Annotated in this window: 17 protein-coding genes; 9 read left to right on the plus strand and 8 right to left on the minus strand. The window is 69.6% G+C overall.

All coding sequences use genetic code 11. The features are described 5' to 3' along the window. Positions 1 to 42: 42 nt before the first annotated feature. Complete coding sequence (locus FDZ84_RS11555; protein ID WP_168585884.1) at positions 43 to 693, minus strand: TetR/AcrR family transcriptional regulator; 651 nt, start codon at positions 691 to 693, stop codon at positions 43 to 45. Positions 694 to 814: 121 nt separating this feature from the next. On the opposite strand from FDZ84_RS11555, the gene FDZ84_RS11560 reads away from it, so the two are divergent. The 4 genes from FDZ84_RS11560 (at position 815) to FDZ84_RS11575 (ending at position 4,073) form a co-directional block, all read left to right on the plus strand. After that, positions 815 to 1,369, plus strand: coding sequence for an SCP2 sterol-binding domain-containing protein (locus FDZ84_RS11560; RefSeq protein ID WP_246868949.1), 555 nt, complete (start codon positions 815 to 817; stop codon positions 1,367 to 1,369). Between the two features lie 65 nt (positions 1,370 to 1,434). Beyond that, positions 1,435 to 2,643 carry an acyl-CoA dehydrogenase family protein gene (locus FDZ84_RS11565; protein WP_168585886.1) on the plus strand — a complete coding sequence of 403 codons (1,209 nt, stop codon included), beginning with the start codon at positions 1,435 to 1,437 and terminating at the stop codon, positions 2,641 to 2,643. A gap of 645 nt (positions 2,644 to 3,288) precedes the next feature. After that, on the plus strand, positions 3,289 to 3,525 hold the full coding sequence (locus FDZ84_RS11570; RefSeq protein ID WP_168585887.1) for a hypothetical protein: 237 nt from the start codon (positions 3,289 to 3,291) through the stop codon (positions 3,523 to 3,525). Positions 3,526 to 3,602: 77 nt separating this feature from the next. Next, entirely contained in the window at positions 3,603 to 4,073 is a 471-nt protein-coding gene (locus FDZ84_RS11575; protein WP_168585888.1) for a pyridoxamine 5'-phosphate oxidase family protein, read from the plus strand. 53 nt (positions 4,074 to 4,126) lie between these two features. On the opposite strand, the gene FDZ84_RS11580 is transcribed toward FDZ84_RS11575, so the two are convergent. From FDZ84_RS11580 to pdhA, 3 genes are all read right to left on the minus strand, one after another. Continuing rightward, positions 4,127 to 5,452, minus strand: a complete 1,326-nt coding sequence (locus tag FDZ84_RS11580) for a dihydrolipoamide acetyltransferase family protein (RefSeq protein ID WP_168585889.1) — start codon at positions 5,450 to 5,452, stop codon at positions 4,127 to 4,129. Between the two features lie 267 nt (positions 5,453 to 5,719). Next, on the minus strand, positions 5,720 to 6,736 hold the full coding sequence (locus FDZ84_RS11585; protein ID WP_168585890.1) for an alpha-ketoacid dehydrogenase subunit beta: 1,017 nt from the start codon (positions 6,734 to 6,736) through the stop codon (positions 5,720 to 5,722). Further along, positions 6,736 to 7,953 (minus strand): pyruvate dehydrogenase (acetyl-transferring) E1 component subunit alpha, encoded by a 1,218-nt coding sequence (pdhA, locus tag FDZ84_RS11590; RefSeq protein ID WP_168585891.1) that lies wholly within the window; start codon positions 7,951 to 7,953, stop codon positions 6,736 to 6,738. Before pdhA ends, FDZ84_RS11585 begins: the two co-directional genes overlap by 1 nt. 429 nt (positions 7,954 to 8,382) lie before the next feature. On the opposite strand from pdhA, the gene FDZ84_RS11595 reads away from it, so the two are divergent. From FDZ84_RS11595 to FDZ84_RS38795, 5 genes are all read left to right on the plus strand, one after another. Next, positions 8,383 to 9,060: a GPP34 family phosphoprotein gene (locus FDZ84_RS11595; protein ID WP_168585892.1), complete on the plus strand. Its 678-nt coding sequence runs from the start codon at positions 8,383 to 8,385 to the stop codon at positions 9,058 to 9,060. Between the two features lie 89 nt (positions 9,061 to 9,149). Beyond that, entirely contained in the window at positions 9,150 to 9,797 is a 648-nt protein-coding gene (locus FDZ84_RS11600; RefSeq protein WP_168585893.1) for a GPP34 family phosphoprotein, read from the plus strand. Positions 9,798 to 9,807: 10 nt separating this feature from the next. Next, entirely contained in the window at positions 9,808 to 10,467 is a 660-nt protein-coding gene (locus tag FDZ84_RS11605; RefSeq protein ID WP_168585894.1) for a GPP34 family phosphoprotein, read from the plus strand. Between the two features lie 52 nt (positions 10,468 to 10,519). Then, the gene (locus FDZ84_RS11610) at positions 10,520 to 11,935 is read left to right on the plus strand and encodes a M20/M25/M40 family metallo-hydrolase (protein WP_168585895.1); all 1,416 of its coding nucleotides are present in this window, start codon (positions 10,520 to 10,522) and stop codon (positions 11,933 to 11,935) included. Between the two features lie 162 nt (positions 11,936 to 12,097). Next, a complete protein-coding gene (locus FDZ84_RS38795; RefSeq protein ID WP_246868950.1) occupies positions 12,098 to 13,504 on the plus strand; it encodes an ABC transporter ATP-binding protein in 1,407 nt (468 codons plus the stop codon). A 35-nt stretch (positions 13,505 to 13,539) separates the two neighbouring features. Here FDZ84_RS38795 and FDZ84_RS11625 read toward each other — a convergent pair whose 3' ends face one another. The 4 genes from FDZ84_RS11625 to FDZ84_RS11640 form a co-directional block, all read right to left on the minus strand. Then, positions 13,540 to 13,716: a PspC domain-containing protein gene (locus tag FDZ84_RS11625; protein ID WP_168589986.1), complete on the minus strand. Its 177-nt coding sequence runs from the start codon at positions 13,714 to 13,716 to the stop codon at positions 13,540 to 13,542. Positions 13,717 to 13,914: 198 nt separating this feature from the next. Continuing rightward, positions 13,915 to 15,561, minus strand: coding sequence for a glycosyltransferase family 87 protein (locus tag FDZ84_RS11630; protein ID WP_371812836.1), 1,647 nt, complete (start codon positions 15,559 to 15,561; stop codon positions 13,915 to 13,917). 80 nt (positions 15,562 to 15,641) lie between these two features. After that, positions 15,642 to 18,743, minus strand: coding sequence for a transglycosylase domain-containing protein (locus FDZ84_RS11635; protein ID WP_168585897.1), 3,102 nt, complete (start codon positions 18,741 to 18,743; stop codon positions 15,642 to 15,644). A 236-nt stretch (positions 18,744 to 18,979) separates the two neighbouring features. Further along, positions 18,980 to 19,384: a DUF5318 domain-containing protein gene (locus tag FDZ84_RS11640; protein WP_190819912.1), complete on the minus strand. Its 405-nt coding sequence runs from the start codon at positions 19,382 to 19,384 to the stop codon at positions 18,980 to 18,982. Positions 19,385 to 19,550 lie beyond the last annotated feature (166 nt).

Raw genomic sequence — 19,550 nt, forward strand, 5'->3', positions numbered from 1 at the left:
AATGGAAATCAGTGCACTGATTTCCATTGAAATTGCGGACGGTCATTGGTCGGGTGTCCAGGAGCGGCCTTCGACTAGATCACTGAAGCCCATCCAGACCATGTTCATCAGGCGCATCGCCATCCCGTCGGCGGTGTGCTCGGGGTGCTGTAACCACCACCCCACCAGCGACTCGCCGGCCCCGACCAGGGCCACCGCGAACGGCTCGGCCTGCTCCGGCTGCATCGGCTGCGCCGACTCCTCGGTCGCCTGCGCCAGCAGCGCGGCGATCACGCTCGTCGCTCGCTCCCGCCACTCCACCAGCTCCGAGACGAACGGTTCGCCCTGGTTGACCTGCCGGTGCAGCACCGCCCAGCCCGCCTGGTTGCGGCTGACGTACTCGAAGAACACCCGCAGGCCGCGCCACAGCTGCTCGGCCGGGCTCAACCCGGCTTCCACCGCCACGCTGATCGCGTCGATCAGCCGGGCGGCCTCGCGCCGGATGCAGGCGACGAACAGCTCGTCCTTGGCCCCCAGGTAGGCGTAGAGCATTGGCTTGGAGATGCCCGCGACCTCGGAGATCTCGTCCATCGACGCGGTGTGGAAACCGCGCGTGGCGAACACCTCGACCGCGGCGTCCAGGATCTGCCGCTCGCGAACCGCCCGCGGCAGGCGCCGCGACCGGGGGCGGCCATTGTCCTGACGATCGACCATCTCACCTCTTACTCTGGTCCTTTCCGGCCAGGCTAGATCAGATCAGATCGGTCGCGCCCACTTGCCTTCGAACCTACTCGAACATAGTCTTACTTACGAGTAGGTAATGGAGGTTGCATTGATGCCCCAACCCGAGGTCGACCCGATCGCGGCTCTCGGAGAGGTCGACCCCAAGAAGGTCGGCAAGGCGGAGTTCGTCGCGCTGCTCGCGGCCGCCTCCGAGTTCGCAGGCAGCGTCGCCCCGGTGGACCTGAGCGCGCTGCGACCGGAGCAGTTCGCGCGGCTGATCACACGCGCCTCCGACGAGCAGCTCGAAGCCGTTATGGACCACCCCGAACTGCGCGAACGCATCCTCGACGAGGTGTTCCGGCGGATGGGTGAGCACTACAAGTCCGAGAAGGCGGGCTCGACCGATGCCGTGGTGCGGTGGCGCATCGGCAGCGACGACGACCTGCTGCGCTACGAGTGCGTGTTGGCCGGCGGCAAGTGCACCGTCAGCAAGGACCCGCAGCACGAGCCCAGGGTGACGATCACGACGCCCCCGGCCGAATTCCTGAAGCTGGCCGCCGGCAACGCCTCGGCACCCATGCTGTTCATGAAGGGCAAGCTGAAGGTCGCCGGCGACCTCGGTTTCGCAGCCGGGCTGACCAAACTGTTCCAAATCCCCAAAGCCTGAGTGCTTTTCCCCGAACCGGTTTCGCGCGGCGGCGCGCTTCAACGAAGACGACTGACAGGACGGCGATGACTTTCTCCCTGGAACTGAGCGAGGAGCAGCAGGAGCTGCGCGACTGGGTGCACGGTTTCGCTGAGCAGACCATCCGCCCCGCCGCGCGCGAATGGGACGAGCGCGAGGAAACCCCCTGGCCGATCATCCAAGAGGCGGCGAAGATCGGGCTCTACGGCTTCGAAACGCTGGCCACGTTCTGGGCCGACGACACCGGTCTGTCGCTGCCGATCGCCAACGAGGAGCTGTTCTGGGGCGACGGCGGCATCGGCATGGCGATCTTCGGCACCACACTCGCCGTCGCCGGGATCTTCGCTGCAGGCACGCCCGACCAGCTGGCCGAGTGGGTGCCGCAGTGCTACGGGGACGCGGACGACCCGAAGGTCGCGGCGTTCTGCTCGTCGGAGCCAGGCGCCGGTTCCGACGTCGCGGCGATGCGCACCCGCGCGGTGTACGACGAGGCCACCGACGAGTGGGTGCTCAACGGCCAGAAGGCGTGGGCGACCAACGGCGGGATCGCGAACGTGCACGTCGTGCAGGCGGTCGTCGACCCCGTGCTGGGCTCCCGCGGCCAGGCCGCGTTCGTGGTGCCACCGGACACCAAAGGCCTGGAGTCGCCGAGCAAGATCCGCAAGCACGGGCTGCGCGCCTCGCACACCGCCGATGTGTTTCTGGACGACGTGCGGGTGCCCGGCAACTGCCTGCTGGGCGGCAAGGAGAAGCTGGACGAGCGGCTGGCCCGCACCCGCGAGGGCGGCAAGGCCAGCGCGCAGGCGGCGATGAAGACCTTCGAGCTGTCCCGCCCGACCGTCGGCGCGCAGGCCATCGGCATCGCGCGGGCTGCCTACGAGACCGCCCTGGAGTACGCGCAGCAGCGGGAGACCTTCGGGCGGCCGATCATCGACAACCAGTCGATCGCGTTCACCCTGGCCGACATGCGGATGGAGATCGACGCCGCGCGGCTGCTGGTGTGGCGGGCGGCGTGGCTGGGCAGCAACGGCGGCTTCACCGCGGGCGAGGGCTCGATGGCGAAGCTCAAGGCGGGCCGGGTGGCGACCTGGGCGACCGAGCGGGCGATCCAGATCCTCGGCGGCAACGGCTACACCCGGGAGTTCCCGGTGGAACGGATGCACCGGGACGCCAAGATCTACGACATCTTCGAGGGCACCGAACAGATCCAGCAATTGGTCGTAGCCAGGGCCATCTCCGGCCGGCACATCGCTTGACCTGAGCCGGGCCGTCGCGGGTTTCCGCGGCGGCCCGATTCCGGGGATCTTTCGAAAGTCGCGCCGTCAGCCGGTGACAGCACCGCGGGATGTCCGAAGGGTTCCTCGATGCGTATCGCGTGGCAGCCGTCGCGGGCCGTGGCCGCGGACCTCGCAACGGGACTCGATCGGAGGGTTCAGGCCAGGCGAACCGTGGTACCGGCCCACCCGCGTGGACGCCGATTTCCGCACGTCGTGCCTGCCGCCCAGCCGCCGGGATGGTCCCGAATTCACCCTCCGCCGGACCGTCCGGGATGCGCGGTTGACCATGTTTTGCCCGGATTCGCGACAGTGGTGCTCGCCACGGTGCGGAATTGCACAAACCACGCTCGGGTTGGTGTTCGAAGGTGCACGATTTCGTGGGTCCCTTGCACCAGCACGACTCGGCAGGTGCACCATTGACGTTGGTCCGAACGAATGAACGTCGTCGGCGCGGAGTCATCATCCGCTCCGGCACGCGTCACGCCAGCGTGGGACTAGCGCCTTGCGGTGCCTGGCCACTCCAGGCGAGATCCGCGGGGAGGGCTCGGAACGTGACGCGGTGGGCGACGACGCCGCTCGCGGCGGCCCGGCCACAGCTTCGAGAGTGAACGGGAGGGCGAAGCGGTGAAGAAGACCACCCCTGACCTGGAGACACCGATCTTCCGGGAACTGAACAAGGAGCTCGGCGAGCTGCCCGAGCTCGACATCCACGACTTCGACCAGCACGCGTTCGACTTCCTCCGCGAGTACGACGAGCAGAAGTCGTCGGCGGCGGACGAATCCGCGGAGGCGGCCGAGCCGGTCGTGGCATCGACCGGCAGCGGTTCCCGACGCGGCGGGCGGCGGCGCAAGGGCGGCTGACCCGACTTGTACTTGAGGCGAACGGCCTGTTCGCTTCATTCCCCGCGCCGTCGGTGCCGCCTGTCACGATGGCGCGCATGACGACGTGGCAGGAATTCGCTGAACAGGCTCCCGAACTGGCGAAGACCACCCGGGCGCAGCTGGAGGCCGCCAAGCACCACGTGCTGGCCACCCTGCGTCGGGACGGTTCGCCGCGGGTCAGCGGCACTGAGGTCGGCTGGCGCGGCCCGGACCTGACCCTGGGTTCGATGCCGGGCTCCAGGAAGGCCCTGGACCTGCGCCGCGACCCCCGGTTCGCGCTGCACGCCAACCCCGGCGACGGCTCGATGGCGGGCCCGGACGTGAAGATCGCCGGCCGGGCGGTCGAGGTCACCGGTGATGAGCTGCGCGCTTGGGTCGAAGAGGTCAAGCCGCCGAGCGAGGACTCGCACCTCTTCCGCCTGGAAATCACCGAGGTGACGACGACGGGTGTCTCCGACGACCAGACCCATCTGGTCATCCAGCACTGGACGCCCGCCGAAGGCGCCCGCACCTTCAAACGCCGGTGAACGACCGAGGGCCCTCCGACGGCTTAGCCGGTCGGAGGTGCCCTTCGGCTCGGTCAGTACGTGATGGCCATGCTGGGGTCCGACAGGATGGCGCCGACGTCCGCCAGGAACTGGGAGCCCTGCTGGCCGTCCACGACCCGATGGTCGAAGCTCAGCGCCAGCTGGCACACCTTGCGGGGCACCACCTGGCCGTCCACCACCCACGGCATGTCGCGGATCGCGCCGAGCGCGAGGATCGCCGACTCGCCCGGGTTGAGGATCGGCGTCCCCGTGTCGACGCCGAACACGCCGACGTTGGTGATCGTGATCGTGCCGCCCACCATCTCCGCCGGGGTCGTCTTGCCCTCCCGCGCGGTCGTGGCGAGCCGCTCCAGCGCTTCCGCCAGCTCCTTCAGGCACAGCTGGTCGGCGTCGCGGACCTTGGGCACCACCAGGCCGCGCGGCGTGGCCGCCGCGATGCCCAGGTGCACGTAGTCCTTGTAGACGATGTCGCCGGCCGCCTCGTCCCAGGTGGCGTTCACGTCCGGGGTGCGGCGGGCGGCGAGGCACACGGCCTTCGCCGCGAACGCCAGCGGCGTGATCTTGACGCCGCGGAACACCGGGTGCGACTTCAGGCGCTCCCGCAGCTCCATCATCGGCGTGACGTCGATAGTGAGGAACTCGGTGACGTGCGGCGCGGTGAACGCGCTGTCCACCATGGCCTGCGCGGTCGCCTTGCGGACGCCCTTGACCGGCACCCGCCGCTCCCGCCCGGCCGGTGCTCCGTTGGTGAGCACGGCCGCGCCACCCGCGGCGGACTGCACGTCCGCGCGGGTGATCACGCCGCCGGATCCGGACCCGGTCAGCGCGTGCAGGTCCACCCCGAGGTCCTTGGCCAGCTTGCGCACCGGCGGCTTCGCCAGCGGCACGTAGCCGCCCTGCTGCGACGCTTGGGAAGCTGCCGCTACGGGTTCGGGAGCCAGCGCCGGAACCTTCGCGACCTGCGCCGCGACGGGCTGCTCCCCGGCCCGGCCCTTGCGCGGGCGGCGCTTCGCGCTCGCCGTTCGCGGGCCGTAGCCGACCAGCGTGGCGATGCGGCCGTTGGACTCCTCGCCGATCTTGCCGGACGCTGCGGCAGGGGCCGCTTCGCCGGCCGAGCCTTCGAGGTCGATCGCGATGATCGGCGACCCGACCTCGACGGTCTGCCCCGGCTCGGCGAGCAGCTCGCGGACCGTGCCGGCCCACGGGCAGGGCAGCTCGACGGACGCCTTGGCCGTCTCGATCTCGACGATCACCTGGTTGACGGTGACCGTGTCACCGGGCCGGACGCGCCAGCCGAGGATTTCCGCTTCGGTCAGCCCCTCGCCGACGTCGGGCAGCGGGAAATGCTTCAGTGCCATCGAACGACTCCCTCAGAGCCTGTTGGCGAACTCGGTCTCGATTTTGTCTTTGAAGCGGCGAAGCCGCTTAGCCCACCCTCGCAACCTGCACCCCCGCGGGTTCTCAGACTGTGCCCAAACCCGGTCGGGGTCCTTGGCGAGGCCAGCCCCGAAGCCGCGTATCGGGCATACGCGAATCGGGGGTTTCGCAGTCCAGGCGGCGTCTGTAATTCCCGCAGGGGGCCGCTACCCGCACCGCGATGCAACACGGTTTCGGAGACGGGCCATTCAGTACGTCAGCGAGCGGTCGACCGCGTCCAGCACCCGGTCGAGGTCGGGCAGGTAGCCCTCCTCCAGCTTGCTGGGCGGGTAGGGCGTGTCGAAGCCCGTCGCGCGCAGCACAGGCGCTTCCAGCGAGTAGAAGCACTCCTGCTGCACCCGGGTGGCGATCTCCGAGGTGACGGAAGCCTCCGCGGGCGCCTCGCTGACCAGCACCAGCCGACCGGTGCGGCGCACCGAGTCGAACACCGGGTCCAGGTCCAGCGGGGACAGCGTGCGCAGGTCGATGACCTCCAGCTCCAGGCCGTCCTCGGCGGCGGCGGTCGCCGCGTCGAGGCAGGTGCGCACCATCGGCCCGTACGCGGCGACGGTCACCGCCGAACCCGCGCGCACCACACGCGAGGTGAACAGCGGGACCGGCGGCGTGCTCGGGTCGAGTTCGGCCTTCTCGTAGTAGCGGCGCTTCGGCTCGAAGAACAGCACCGGATCGTCGCACTCGATGGCCTGCTGCAGCATCCAGTAGGCGTCCACCGGGTTCGAGCAGGAGACCACCTTCAGGCCGCCGACGTGCGCGAACAGCGATTCCGGCGACTCCGAGTGGTGCTCCACGGCGCCGATGCCGCCGCCGAAGGGCACCCGCACCACGACCGGCATCTTCAGCTTGCCCTGGCTGCGGAAGTGCAGCTTGGCCAGCTGGGAGACGATCTGGTCGAAGCCGGGGAAGATGAACCCGTCGAACTGGATCTCGCACACCGGCCGGTAGCCGCGGATGGCCAGTCCGATCGCGGTGCCGATGATGCCGGACTCCGCCAGGGGGGTGTCCAGCACGCGGTGCTCGCCGAAGTCCTTCTGCAGGCCGTCGGTGATCCGGAAGACGCCGCCGAGCTTGCCTACGTCCTCGCCCATCACCAGGACCTTCGGGTCCCGTTCCAGCGACGCGCGCAGGCCCATGTTCAGCGCCTTGGCGATCGTGACGGTCTGGGCGCCGGCCGTTGTGGTCGGGCGCTCCAATGCGGGCGCGGCCATCAGCGCACACCTCCTGCCATCGCGTCGTCGGCGAAACCGGCCAGGTACTTGAGGTAATCCTCGCGCTGGGCGGCCAGCTGCGGGGTGTCCTCCGCGTAAACCTCGGAGAACATTCGCTCCGGTGGTGGTTCGGGCATGTTGAAGCAGAAGTCGCGCAGCCGGGCGGCGAGCTCGTCGGCTCCGGCGTCGACGCCGTCGAAGAAGCCCTGGTCGGCGATCTGCTCGCGGACCAGGTGCACCCGCAGTCGTTCGATCGGATCCTTGAGCTTCCAGGCCTCCTGCTCGTCGGCCAGCCGGTAGCGGGTCGGGTCGTCGGAGGTGGTGTGCGCGTCCATCCGGTAGGTGAACGCCTCGATCAGCACCGGCCCGTTGCCCTGGCGGCACTCGTCCAGCGCCCACTTGGTGACCGCGAGGCTGGCCAGCACGTCGTTGCCGTCCACCCGGATGCCGGGGAAGCCGTACCCGCTGGCGCGGCGGTAGAGCGGCACGCGAGTCTGGCGCTCGATCGGCTCGGAGATCGCCCACTGGTTGTTCTGGCAAAAGAACACCACCGGGGCGTCGTAGACCGCCGACCACACCATGGCCTCGTGCACGTCGCCCTGGCTGGTGGCGCCGTCGCCGAAGAAGACCATGGTGGCCTCGCCGTCCGGGTCGCCGACCTTGCCGTCGAAGCGCTGGCCCATCGCATAACCGGTGGCGTTCAGGCACTGGTTGCCGATGACGATCGTGTAGAGGTGGAACCGCGTGCTGTTCGGGTCCCAGCTGCCGTGGTCGGTACCGCGGAAGATGCCCAGCAGCTCGGTCGGGTCGATGCCGCGGCACCAGGCGACGCCGTGCTCCCGGTAGCTGGGGAACGCCATGTCCTGCGGCTGCATCGCCCGGCCGGCGCCGATCTGGGCGGCTTCCTGGCCGAGCAGCGGGACCCAGATGCCCAGCTGGCCCTGCCGCTGCAGGGCGTTGCCCTCCCGGTCGGCGCGGCGGACCAGCACCATGTCCCGGTACAGGTCGCGCAGCTGCGCGTCGGAGACGTCGATGTCGAAGTCGGGGTGTGTTACCCGTTGGCCTTCCGGGGTGAGTAGCTGAACCAGGTCAGCTCCACCTTCGCTCGTGGCGCGCAAACCGGCGATCACCTGCTCCCGTGTGGGTTTCGCTGCGATAGCGGCAGGGGGGCCGTCGGCGCCTTCGGCTTCGGGTCGCGTCCATTGCTCGGGGGACATGCGTGATCTCCTCGTGTCGCGCCGGTCCACCCGCTTGTGGCGGTGTGGCCCGACAGCCCCGACCGGAGCGCCGGTGACCTGGTGGGTCACCTGTTGCTCCAGCCGGAGCGATTGGATCGCTCCCCGCCATCCTGGCACGAAACCGGCCGCTTCCGTGAGCCCTGCCACCGGGATTCGGCACGGCCGCGGCACGGCCGGCGTCTTCCCGTGAGATCACCGTAGTTCGCCGTCGATCAAGCGAAAACCGCAGGTCATCGAAGTAATGGAGGTCCGACTAATGCTTTGTGGACCATCGCGGTACCGATATTGCGAAGGCGTTCCTCCTGCCGCCGCGATAGTCCTATTTACCCGATTGCACTGTTTCACCCCGCGTCGGTCGCGAGATCGACCAGCAGGTGAGCCGAGATCTCCGCAGCCGCCCGCGCGGAAATGGGACAGACTGGACTCGTGGCCGAGTTCGCCAATCCGCTTGCGCTGCCCGACGAGTTGGCCCTGCTGATGTGCAAGGACAACGGGACGTACTACGTCAGCGCGAACCCGAACACGGCGACCGCCGCCGCCGAGATCGGCGAGCTGGCCCTGCGGGACCGCGTCGAGCTGGAGGGCAGGGCGGTGCGCCTGGTCGACACCGCTTCGAGCGGGCTGCCGTGGATGGACCGGTCGCTCGCGGACCTCCAGCAGCGGGCGGGACGGGCGAACCGCCCGGTCGAGCTGAGTGGGTGGTTGCAGGGCCGCACCGGCGCGTTCGCGACGCATCGGATGGTGCTGGTCGAGCACGGGTTGCTGCGGCGCGAGCACCGGAAGTTCCTGGGCGTGCTGCCCGACGACCGCTACTACCCGGAACGTGCCGTTCGCGGGGCGCTGCTTACCGAGCTGCGCGAGGTCGCTGTCGACGAGCGGCCGGTGGACGGGCGGTTGGCGCTGCTCAGCGCGCTGGTCTACCGCAGTGGGCTGCTCTACCTGCTCGGTTTCGACCGGGCCCAGCGGACCCGGCTGAAGACCATCGCCGAGGCCGAGGACCTGGGCAACACCGTCGGCACCGCGGTCACTGCGGCGCTGGTGGCCATCACGGCGGTTCCGGCGGTGATCGTGGTTGCCGGCGGATGAGGCGCTCCACGCCGCGCTTCCTCGCAGCGATGGGCTGACGACTGCGGCATTCAGCCACGTGAAGCCGGTTTCACTGGGAGAATGGGCGCATGACCGCGCTTACCCTGCCCGAAGAGTTCGTACTGCTGCTCCAGAAGGACAACGGCTCGCACTACTCGACGTCCGATCACACCGGGGCGGCGGAGCTCGGCGAGCTCGTGCTCCGGCACCGGGTCGAGTTCGCCGGCAAGAAGGTGCAGGTGGTCGACGCCAGTCCGAGCGGCATCGGCTGGCTCGACGAATGCGTGGCGTTCCTGACGCGGAAGGCCGGCGCGGCGAACAAGCCGGTGGCCGCGACGAGCTTCATCCAGCACCGGCGCGGCGTGCGCAAGGTGCACTGCGCCGCGCTGGCTGAGCGGGGCTTGATGCGCTGCGAGCAGAAGTCGGCGCTGTTCATCCCGTACAACAAGTACTTCCCGAACCCCGCGGCGCGGCAGGCGTTGATCGGGGAGATCCGCAAGGTCGCCCGCGACGAGGTCGAACTCGACAACCGGCAGGCGCTGCTCGCGGCGATGGTGCACGCGACCGGCCTGGTCCGATCGCTCGGCCTGGAGCGGGCCGAGCGTAAGCGGTTGAGGGAGATCAGCAAGGGCGAGCAGCTCGGCAAGGCCGTTGAGGCCGTGGTCGCCGCCGCGACGGTCGCGATCGCCGCCGGAGCTGCGGCCGCGACCACCGCCGCCACGACGGCCGGCAGCTGAGGACTCGATCGTGGAACTGATCCTGCCCGAGGAACTGATGTTGATCGGCCGCACCGCCGCCGGACACGAGTACGGCGGCTCGTCGACCAGACTCGCCGTCGCCGCAGGTGTGATCGGCGAGCTGGCCCTGCAACGCCGCATCATGATCGACGGCAGCTACGCCTTCGTCACCGATCCGACCGCGACGCGGCACCCGCTCCTGGACCAGCTGTTCGGCGAGCTGGTCCAGCGGCGCACGGCGATCCGGCTGACCAGCTTCTTGAGGGAGCAGGCTCGCCTGTACGAGATGTGGCTGAACCACCTCGTGGCTGGCGGGCTCCTCCGGCCCGAAGCGGCCAGCGGGTCGTTCGCCAGCACGCGCTACGTGCCGGCCCCGAAGGTCCGCAATTCGGTGCTCTCGCGACTTTGGTACCTGCTGAACGGCTGGGCGAAGCAGGATCCGCGCACCGTCGCGCTCGCCGGGATCGTGCACGGCAGCGAGCTCGGCGACGACCTGATCCCGTTCCCGGCGGACCGGGCGACGCTGGCGGGCTTCGGACAGCGGGACCCGATCGGGCAGGCGATCGGGGCGGTCCACATCGAAGCCCGGTCCGCCGCGGCGGGCATGCCCTTCATGGTCGTGTCCATGCCCGCTACCCCAGCGAGCTGCACGCCTCTCGGGGGCTGCTGAGCAGTTCCGGCCATCCACGACGACCAGGTCGGAGCGGGCATAGGATCGCGGCGTGGATCGTGCAGCCGTAGCGAAGAACGTTGACAAGGCGTGGGACGAATCCGTCCTGCCGAGCCTCTCCGAGCTGGTGAAGATCCCGGCGATCTCGCCCGCCTTCGACGCCGGGTGGGCCGCCGCCGGGCACCTCGACGCCGCCATCGAGCACCTGCGGGCGTGGATCGCGGCGCGGGACATCGCCGGCGCGAACATCGAGATCGTGCGGCTGCCGGAACGCACCCCGCTGCTGGTGGTGGACATCCCAGCCAGCGAGGGCGCCCCGGACGAGACGGTGCTGCTCTACGGCCACCTCGACAAGCAGCCGCCGCTGGGCGGCTGGTCCGAAGGGCTCGGGCCGTGGACCCCGGTGGTCCGCGACGGCCGGCTGTACGGGCGCGGCGCCGCCGATGACGGCTACGCCGGGTATGCGGCGATCACCGCGATCGAGGCGGTCCGAGCGCACGGCGGCGCGCACGCGCGCTGCGTGGTGCTGCTGGAGACCGGCGAGGAGTCCGGCAGCCCCGACCTGCCCGCCTACCTTTCGCACCTGTCCGGCCGGCTCGGCAACGTGTCGCTGGTGGTGTGCCTGGACTCCGGCGCGGGCGACTACGAGCGGATGTGGCTGACAAACTCGCTGCGCGGCATGGTGTCGCTGGAGGTCAAGGTGCAGGTGCTCGAGAGCGGCCTGCACTCCGGCATCGCCAGCGGCATCGCGCCCAGTTCGTTCCGGGTGCTGCGGCAGCTGCTCGATCGGCTGGAGGACGCCGCGACCGGCGAGATCCTGGTGCCCGAGCTGAACGTGCAGATCCCGGAGAACCGGGTCGCCGAGGCGCGGGCGGCGATCGAGGCCGCGCCCGGCCTGGTGCGCAACGTCGTGCCGTGGCCGGAGGGTTTGCGGCCGGTCGACGAGGACGAGGTCGAGCTCGCCTTGAACAGCACCTGGCGGCCGACGCTGTCCGTGATCGGCGCCGACGGACTGCCCAAGCCTGCGGACGCGGGCAACGTGCTGCGGCCCTTCACGACGTTGGTGCTGAGCTTCCGGCTGCCGCCGACGGCCGACCCGGAGGCGGCGGTGCGCGCGGTCCAGGAGCGGCTGACCACCGACGTGCCGTACGGCGCGAAGGTGACCTTCGGGCACTCCGAGGCCGGGCTGGGCTGGAACGCGCCGGACCCCGCGCCGTGGCTGGTGGCGGCGCTGGACCAGGCGAGCGACGAGGTGTTCGACGCCGGCTGGCGGACGATGGGGCTCGGCGGCTCGATCCCGTTCATGGGCCTGCTGCACAACGCCTACCCGGACGCGCAGTTCCTGGTGACCGGGGCGCTCGGGCCGGACAGCAACGCGCACGTGCCGGACGAGTCGCTGCACCTCGCGTTCGCGGCAAAGGTCACCTCGGCCGTGGCCTACGTCCTCGACGCCCACGCCCGCCGCTGACCGCCGCAATTTCCATGGAAATCGAACCCTCGATTTCCATTGAAATCGAACCCCTGCGGCGTGTCGGATCACGACACGCCGCAGGTTGTGGACAACTCGTGCAATTTCAATGGAAATTGAACCTCTGATTTCCATTGAAATCGGACTGCGATGGGGGTTGGGGTGGCCGTTCGGGAGCTTTCGGGGGTTACCAAGCACCACGGGGCCCGGTCGGTGCTCCGGGGCGTTGATCTTGCCGTGCAGGACGGTGAGTCCGTCGGGATCCTGGGCTCCAACGGGTCCGGGAAGTCCACGCTGCTGCGGATCCTCGCCGGGGTTTCCCGGCCGTCCGGCGGAACCGTCACCGGGCGGCCGCGCACCGGGTACGTGCCGGACCGGTTTCCCGCCCGGCAGCGGATGAGCGCCCGCGCCTACCTCCGCCACCTCGGCCGGATCGGCGGACTGTCCACTGCGGAGGCTTCGGCTCGGGCCGACCGGTGGCTCGAACGGTTTGCGCTCGCCGGTGGCCCGGGTACGCCGCTGCGCGAGCTCTCGAAGGGCAACGCGCAGAAGGTCGGGCTCGCGCAGGCGCTGCTGTGCGAGCCGGAGCTCCTGGTGCTGGACGAACCGTGGTCTGGCCTGGACCCCGATGCCCACACCGTGCTCACCGAGGTGATCCGCGAGGTCTCGGCGGCCGGCGCCGTCGTCGTGTTCACCGATCACCGGCCGGAAGTGGTCCACGCGCTCGCCACGCGCTCGCACCGGCTCGCCGACGGGCGGCTCGAACTCCTCGATCCGGCCCGGCGTGCAGGCAGTCCAATCACGACGGTCGGAGCACGAACTGGTGGTGGTCGTGTCCGTGCGGGAATCCTTGCTGCTCGAGGCGATCCAGCAGGGCTGCGCGGTGCTCGCGGTGGATTCGCGGGTGCGGGAGGGCAGCCGATGATCCCGCTGGTCCGCTACCAGCTGGCCGTGCTGGGCCACTCGCAGCGCTACCTGCCGCCGGTGCTGCTCTACGTCGGGCTGCTCGCGATCTTCTACAGCAACAACGACGGCCCCGCGCTGCCCGGTTTCGCGGTTACCGCGGCCGGGCTGCTGATCCTGGCGGGTTGGTTGACGATCGCGCTCGTCGACGTGGAGGACGCCGTGCAGCGCACGGTCACTCAAACTCACGTCGGCTCGACGACCCGGATGCTGCTCGGCACAGTGCTCGCGGTGTTGCTGTGCTCGGTCGGGCTCGCCTTGCTCACCGTCGCCTGGGCTGAGATCTCGTACGGTCTCGGCTACTCGCCGAGTGATCTCGGCGTAAGGCTGCTGGCGCACGTCGTGTGCGCGTCGTTCGGCATCGCCGTCGCCCTGCCGTGCTCCGGGCTGGTCGTCCGGCGCATCGGCTACACGGTGATCGCGGCGGCGGCGCTGTTCGCGATCGCGTTGCTGGCGAAGTGGGTTCCGCTTGCCTTCCCGCTGCTCCAAGCGCTGAGCTCGGGGGCGGTGAGCGCGGCGCTGCTCATCCGCTCCGCGCTCGTCGCCGCAGGCATCCTGATCGCCAGCACGCTCCTGGTCACGACCTGGTACGTCCGCCGTTCCTAGCGGCAAGTGGCCGGTTCCGGCCCCACGCAGCCAGTTCAGCGCTTCGGGATCAGGATCCAGAGCACGATGTAGACGATGAACTGCGGTCCCGGCAGCAGGCAGGACAGCAGGAACAGCAGGCGCATGGTGAACGGCTTCGTGCCGAACCGATCGGCCAGACCGGCGCACACGCCCGCGATCATCGCCTTCTCGCTCGGCCGGGACAGGGGCATTCGGTACGTCGTCATGTCTTCATGTTCGCCGCTACGGCGGCGCGACGCGTCAGGGAGCGACCCCGAGATTCCCCTGACCCAGATCATCCCGCAGACGTAGTCCCACGGCGCACCCCGAACGTGCCGGTGCCCGCTCGGCCGGGGACCGAGCGGGCACCTCGCAGTGCATCGGCGGAGCGCCTCCAGGGTGGAAGAAGATCACCGCCTCGAAGCTAGGTTCTGCTCCCCGGATGTGGACCGTTCCTTGCCCCAACGGGCGATGCCGGGTAACACGAACCGGTCGCGTGTTCCGTCCAGGATGCCGCCGCTCGGGTCATCGAAGGCACCCGGTTCGCGCCCGCCCCGCATCGCGAGGGCCGCGCGGACCTTGTCCCGCTCCGGCCGAACGATCTCGAAGATGATCAGCACGCACAGCGCGACCACCATCGCGTCGCGGATCACCACCGCGCCGAGGAACCAGCCCTCCGGCAGCCCCTTGTTGCCGGTGCCGAGGTAGTAGTACATCCGCGGCGCCCACACCGCGGCGTCGATGATCATCCAGCTCAGCAGCAGCCGCCAGCGCGGGATCGCCAGCACCGCCAGCGGCACCAGCCACAGCGAGTACTGCGGGCTCCACACCTTGTTGGTCAGCAGGAACGCCGCCACCACCAGGAAGCACAGCTGTGCCAGCCGCGGCCGGGTCGGCGCGGCCAGCGCCAACCACCCGATGCCGAGGCACGCGACCAGGAACAGGGCGAGGCTGACCGAATTCAGCACCGTCGGCGTGGCGCCGTCGCGCAGCGGGCCGTCGAAGCCAGCCCAGCCGGTGAAGTGCATCAGCACGTTGTAGAGCGAGTCCGGATCGGCCTGTCGTTCGTTGTTGAGCCGGAAGAACTCCCGCCACCCCACGGGGAAGAGAACGAGGATCGGCACATTGATCACCAGCCAGGCCACCGCGGCGGCCAGCACCGAGCGCAGCGCGTCCGCCAGCTTCCCGGCCCGCCAGGCCAGCACCAGCAGCGGGCCTAGGAAGAACAGCGGGTAGAGCTTCGCCGCGCCGCCGATCCCGATCAGCACCCCGGCCAGCACTGGCCTGCGCCGCGCCCACGCGAGCAGCCCAGCAGTGCCGAAAGCCGTGGCCAGGGCGTCGAAGTTGGTGAATACGTGCACGAAGACCAGCGGCGACACCGCCGCCAGCGCGGCGTCCCAAACACGTCGCCGGCACAGCAGCACCAGCGCCCAGATCGTCACCAACCAGGCCGCGGCCAGCCAGAACGTCGAGATGTTGAAGTACAGCACGCTCGTCAGGGCGGGGGGCAACCAGCCGAAGCTCGCCAGGGTCGCCCAACCGTCCGCGGCCCGCGCATTGATCCACTGGAACAACCCGGTCAGCACCGGGTACTCCATGTACCGGACCTGCTGCTGCGGCGTGCCGGGGTTCTCCAACCACGAGGTCTTGTACGGGAAAGCGGTGTCCGGCGCGAGATCACCCAGGCCGTAGCGCGGGATGATGTCGGTGTAGCACATCGCGGTGTACTGCTTGCTGTTCCGCCAGTCCAGCTGCGGTCCGCGGTCGGTCTCGTAGGTGACCTGGCAGGGCGCCTTGAACAGCCACGCGGCGGCCAGCACCAGCACCGCGAGCAGCAGGATCACCCGCAGCGGCGTCCAGAACCACTGCCGCCCGACCTGCGCATGCCGCCCGAGCCGGCCGCCGAAGGGGAGGCTGAGCTTCTGCGCCAGCGGCTCGGTCCAGGTCGGCGAGACGCGATCGGCCGGCCCGAGGGAATCGCTGTCCACCGCCGAGCTCACACTGCCGCCGGGGGACGGCGGCGGTTCGGTGCTGGCGGGCTCGGTCGAGGTGGACACGACCGGATGCTACTTGGGCCCAACAACGCGGAGGGGCACCCGCCGACTCGCGGGTGCCCCTGGCGTTGTTCAACAGGTGCTCAGCCGGACTGTTGCCTCGTCGGGGTCGGCGCCACGTTGTTCGCCGATGCGTCGCCGGGGTCGCTGCCTCCGCCGCCGTCGGTGTTGCAGTTCGGGTCCAGCCAGCTGCAGCGGCCCGGCTTCTCCTTGCTGGTGGTCGGCCTGTCCGGTTTGCCGGTGTCGCTCGGCTCCGACGTCGGCGGCGGCGACGTCTGGGACGTGGGCGGGGCCGCCGACGTCGGCGGGGGCGGCGGCGGGGTGTCCGCGAACTGCCCGATCTTGTCACCCTCGGGGAACGGCACGACCTTCTTGCCCTGGAGGAAGGAGTCCATGAACTCCTTCCACACCTTGGCGGGCAGGCCACCGCCGTAGAAGCTCTGGCCGTTCGCGTTCTCCAACGGTTTCGGGCCGCCGTCGTCGTTCTGCATCGCCACCGCGGTGGAGATCTGCGGCACGGCACCGATCATCCAGGCGTTCTTGTTCTTCGTGGTGTTGAGCCACTGGTGGGTACCGGTCTTGGACACCACTGGCCGGTTGCCCGCCAACGAAACCTTCGAGTGCGCGGCGACGTCCAGCATCGATTGCGAGACGTTGTAGGCGATGTCCTTGCTGGTCGACGCGTCACCGAAGGCTGGCTCCGGCTTCGCGGTCGCGAGCGGGAATACGCCCTGCTCCGGGCTGACGGCCTGCTGTACGAAGTGCGCCGGAACCTTGTTACCCCCGTTGACGAACGAGGAGTACGAGGCGGCCATGTCCGCCGGGAGCACCGGGTACATTCCCAGCGCGATACCAGCGGCCACGCTGCCGTCGGGGCTTTCCAGCTTCGTCGATTCCGGGATGCCGGCCTGGTGCGCGGCCTCGGCCACCTTCTTGGGGCCGAAGTCGGCGGCCATGTTGACGAACACCGTGTTGACCGAGTTGGTCATCGCCTCTCGGACACCGCAGTGCGTCGGGACCTCGCATTTCACACCGGGCGAGTTGTTGAACTCGTGCCCGGCGATCACCTGCGGACCGGTGCCGTCGTAGAACTCGCCGATGCCCTTGCCCTTCTCGAGCCCGGCGATCACCGCGAACGGCTTGAACGACGAACCCGGCTCCTGCGGGGTGCTGGCCCAGTCCAGGTCGCCGATCTGGTTCTTGGACCCGTAGTACGCCCGGATCTCGCCGTTGTTCGGGTCGACCGCGACCAGCGAAGTGCGCAGCGTCTCCGGCTCCGAAGCCATCACCTTCTTCACAGCGGCCTCGGCCTTCTGCTGCGTGTCCGGATCGATGGTGGTCTTGATCGTGTAGCCACCGCGGGACAGGTCACTCTCGGACAGGCCCTGGGCTTCCAGCTCCCGCTTGATGGCCTCCCAGATGGCGTCCTGCTCGGGGGAGAGCCTGCTGTTCTTCTTCCACTCCCCGCGAGGCAGGGTCTGGGGAAGCGTCATGGTCTCCCGCTCGCCCGGCTGCAGGAAGCCGTTCTCGTCCATCTGCCCGACGACGTACTCCCAGCGCTTCTTTCCCTTCTCCGGGTTCTGGCCGGGGTCGTTGCCGCCGTAGGGGCTCTGCACCACACCGGCCAGCACGGCCGCCTCGGCAGCGTTGAGCTCGCTGGGCTTCTTGTTGAAGTAGGCCCGCGCCGCGGCGCTGATGCCGTTGGCGCCGCGCCCGTAATCCGCCGTGTTCATGTAGGCGAGCAGGATGTCGTCCTTGCTCTGCTGGTTCGTGATCTTGAACGCCAGCACGACTTCCTTGATCTTGCGGATGTACGTCGGGTCCTTCTTGAGGTCCTGGTCCAGCTTCAGGAACTGCTGGGTGATCGTGGAACCACCGCCGACGCCGGAACCGGATACCAGGTAGTAAACCGACCGCAGGATGCCCTGGAAGTCGAAGCCCGGGTTGGTGCGGAAAGTAGAGTCCTCGGCCGCGATCGTGGCGTTCTGCATCGCCAACGACACGTCGTTGATGCTGTGCAGGACCTCCCGCGAGCCCTGCACGTCCATGCGGCCCATCGGGCTGCCGTCGGAGTACTGCAGCTCGACCGGCCGGTCCATGCTCATGACCTTGGCCTCGTTCGGCGCATCCCAGAAGATGTAGCCGTAGATGAACACGACGGCCGGAACCACTACGGCTAAGGCCGCGGCGACGTAGCAGGACCGGCGGATCCGCTGCCAGAGCCGACTGCGTTTTGCTCGGGCGGCGCTCATGTCATCGTCCAGATCCGCGAAGTCGTCCGGGCCGTCGTCGAAGTCGTCGTCCCGGTACCGGTCATGGCCATTGCGGCTGTCGAGGTCGTCGCCATCCCGATCATTCCCGTCGTACCCGCTGTTGTACGGGTCGTCGTCGTAGTCGTCGGCGTAGTAGTTGTAACTGCCCTGTTCCTGATGCGTGAGCAACTGCGGCTCGGGGGCTACGCCCCCACCGCCACCAGCTCCACCTGCGGCTCCCGCCGCTGCGCCTGCGGCTCCCATGGCTCCGCCGGCCGCGCCCGCTCCGGCGGCGCCTGCGGCTCCCGCCATCCCGGCGCCTGCGGCAGCACCGGCGATCCCGCCTGCGGCGGCGCCGGCTGCGGCGGCTCCACCTCGCCAGCGATCGCTGTCGCGATCGTCGGCCGGGGTCTGCGGGATGTTCTGCGTCGGCTGCTCGCCGTCGGGCGGCTGCGGCGGACGCCCGGGCGGCGGTCCTTGCGGCGGGGGCGGCGGTCCCTGCCTGGTCTGCTGCGCGCCGGGCGGTGCTGGGGGTGGCCCCTGCCGTCCCGCGTTCGGCGGCGGGGGAACCGCCGAGTAGCTGGTGGGTAGGTCGAGCTTGCGCCCGCCGTTCTTCTCCGGTTCGCCCGAGTCGCCGCTGAGCCGCTTGCCCAGCGCCGAGTCGTCGCCATCGTCGTCGTCGAACGACGGCGTCCACGCGCCGGTCTGCTCCTGCGGCGGCTCCGTGTCCGGCCACTTCATGGGCTGGCCAGGCGGTGGCACCGGGGTGTTCTGCTGCGTTTCATCCGCGCTGCGGTCCGACCCGCCCGGCCACCGGGGGTTCGGCTGGTTCGGCGGCGCCGACCGCGAGCCCGGGCGCGGCTCTTCGCCGGGCCACGCCGGGCCGCCCGCACCGGGCGGTCCCGGTGGCGGGCCCTGCGGCGGGCCAGGCATCGGACGCTGCGGAGGCCGTGCCTGGTCACCCGGGCGCGGCGGCCCGGGGCGCGGCGGGGGTGGCGTGCCTCGACCGTCGGGATGCGGATGCCTTGAGTGGCGCCCTCGGGTGGGGTCGTCACGCTCGTCGTTCACGAGTGGGCCTCCAGGACAGGCGTCGTCGGACGCCGTGTGATGCGTTCACGTCGGGGATGCGCCGCACCGGGCGCGCGGCCGTGTTCGGGGCACGACCGTTGTCACTCCGCTGCAGTCTTGCGCCGGGACCGGTTGTCGTTCAACCCACCGGTTCCGGTCACGTACGACAGCACGAGGTGGTTCCAGTTACATGTGCGGCATACCTCTACGACGTAGACGTTGAACTCCTCGAACATGGCCGCCATCCGGTCGAGCTCCTCGGGAGCCCGCGCCGTTCCGGACGCGTGCTTGAGGGCATCGCCGAAGACCCAGGACACCTGGGTCAACGGTTCCTTCCGGCACACCGGGCAGGTCACCCCGCTCGGCTCGCCATGAAATTTCGCCGCCCGAAGCAGGTACGGATCGGCGTCGCAGACCTCCATCACCCCGACCCGGCCAGCGTGGACTTGCGCGAGCAGCGCTCGGCGCTGCAACGCGTAGTCGACCACTTGCCGTTGGGTCCGCACGACCACAGGGTACGTGGCGACCAGGTCTGCCCCATGCGCCGATCAGGGCAGGCGACGCGACCGATCACTACCAGCGGTGACGACCGCCACCTCAGGCCCCTCGTGATCGTGCACTCCGATATATCGGCGCGATATAATCGATAGGGTGGTCTGCCTCACCGCAGCA

It is taken from the genome of Saccharopolyspora sp. ASAGF58, from assembly GCF_012277335.1.
GTDB lineage: Bacteria > Actinomycetota > Actinomycetes > Mycobacteriales > Pseudonocardiaceae > Saccharopolyspora > Saccharopolyspora hattusasensis.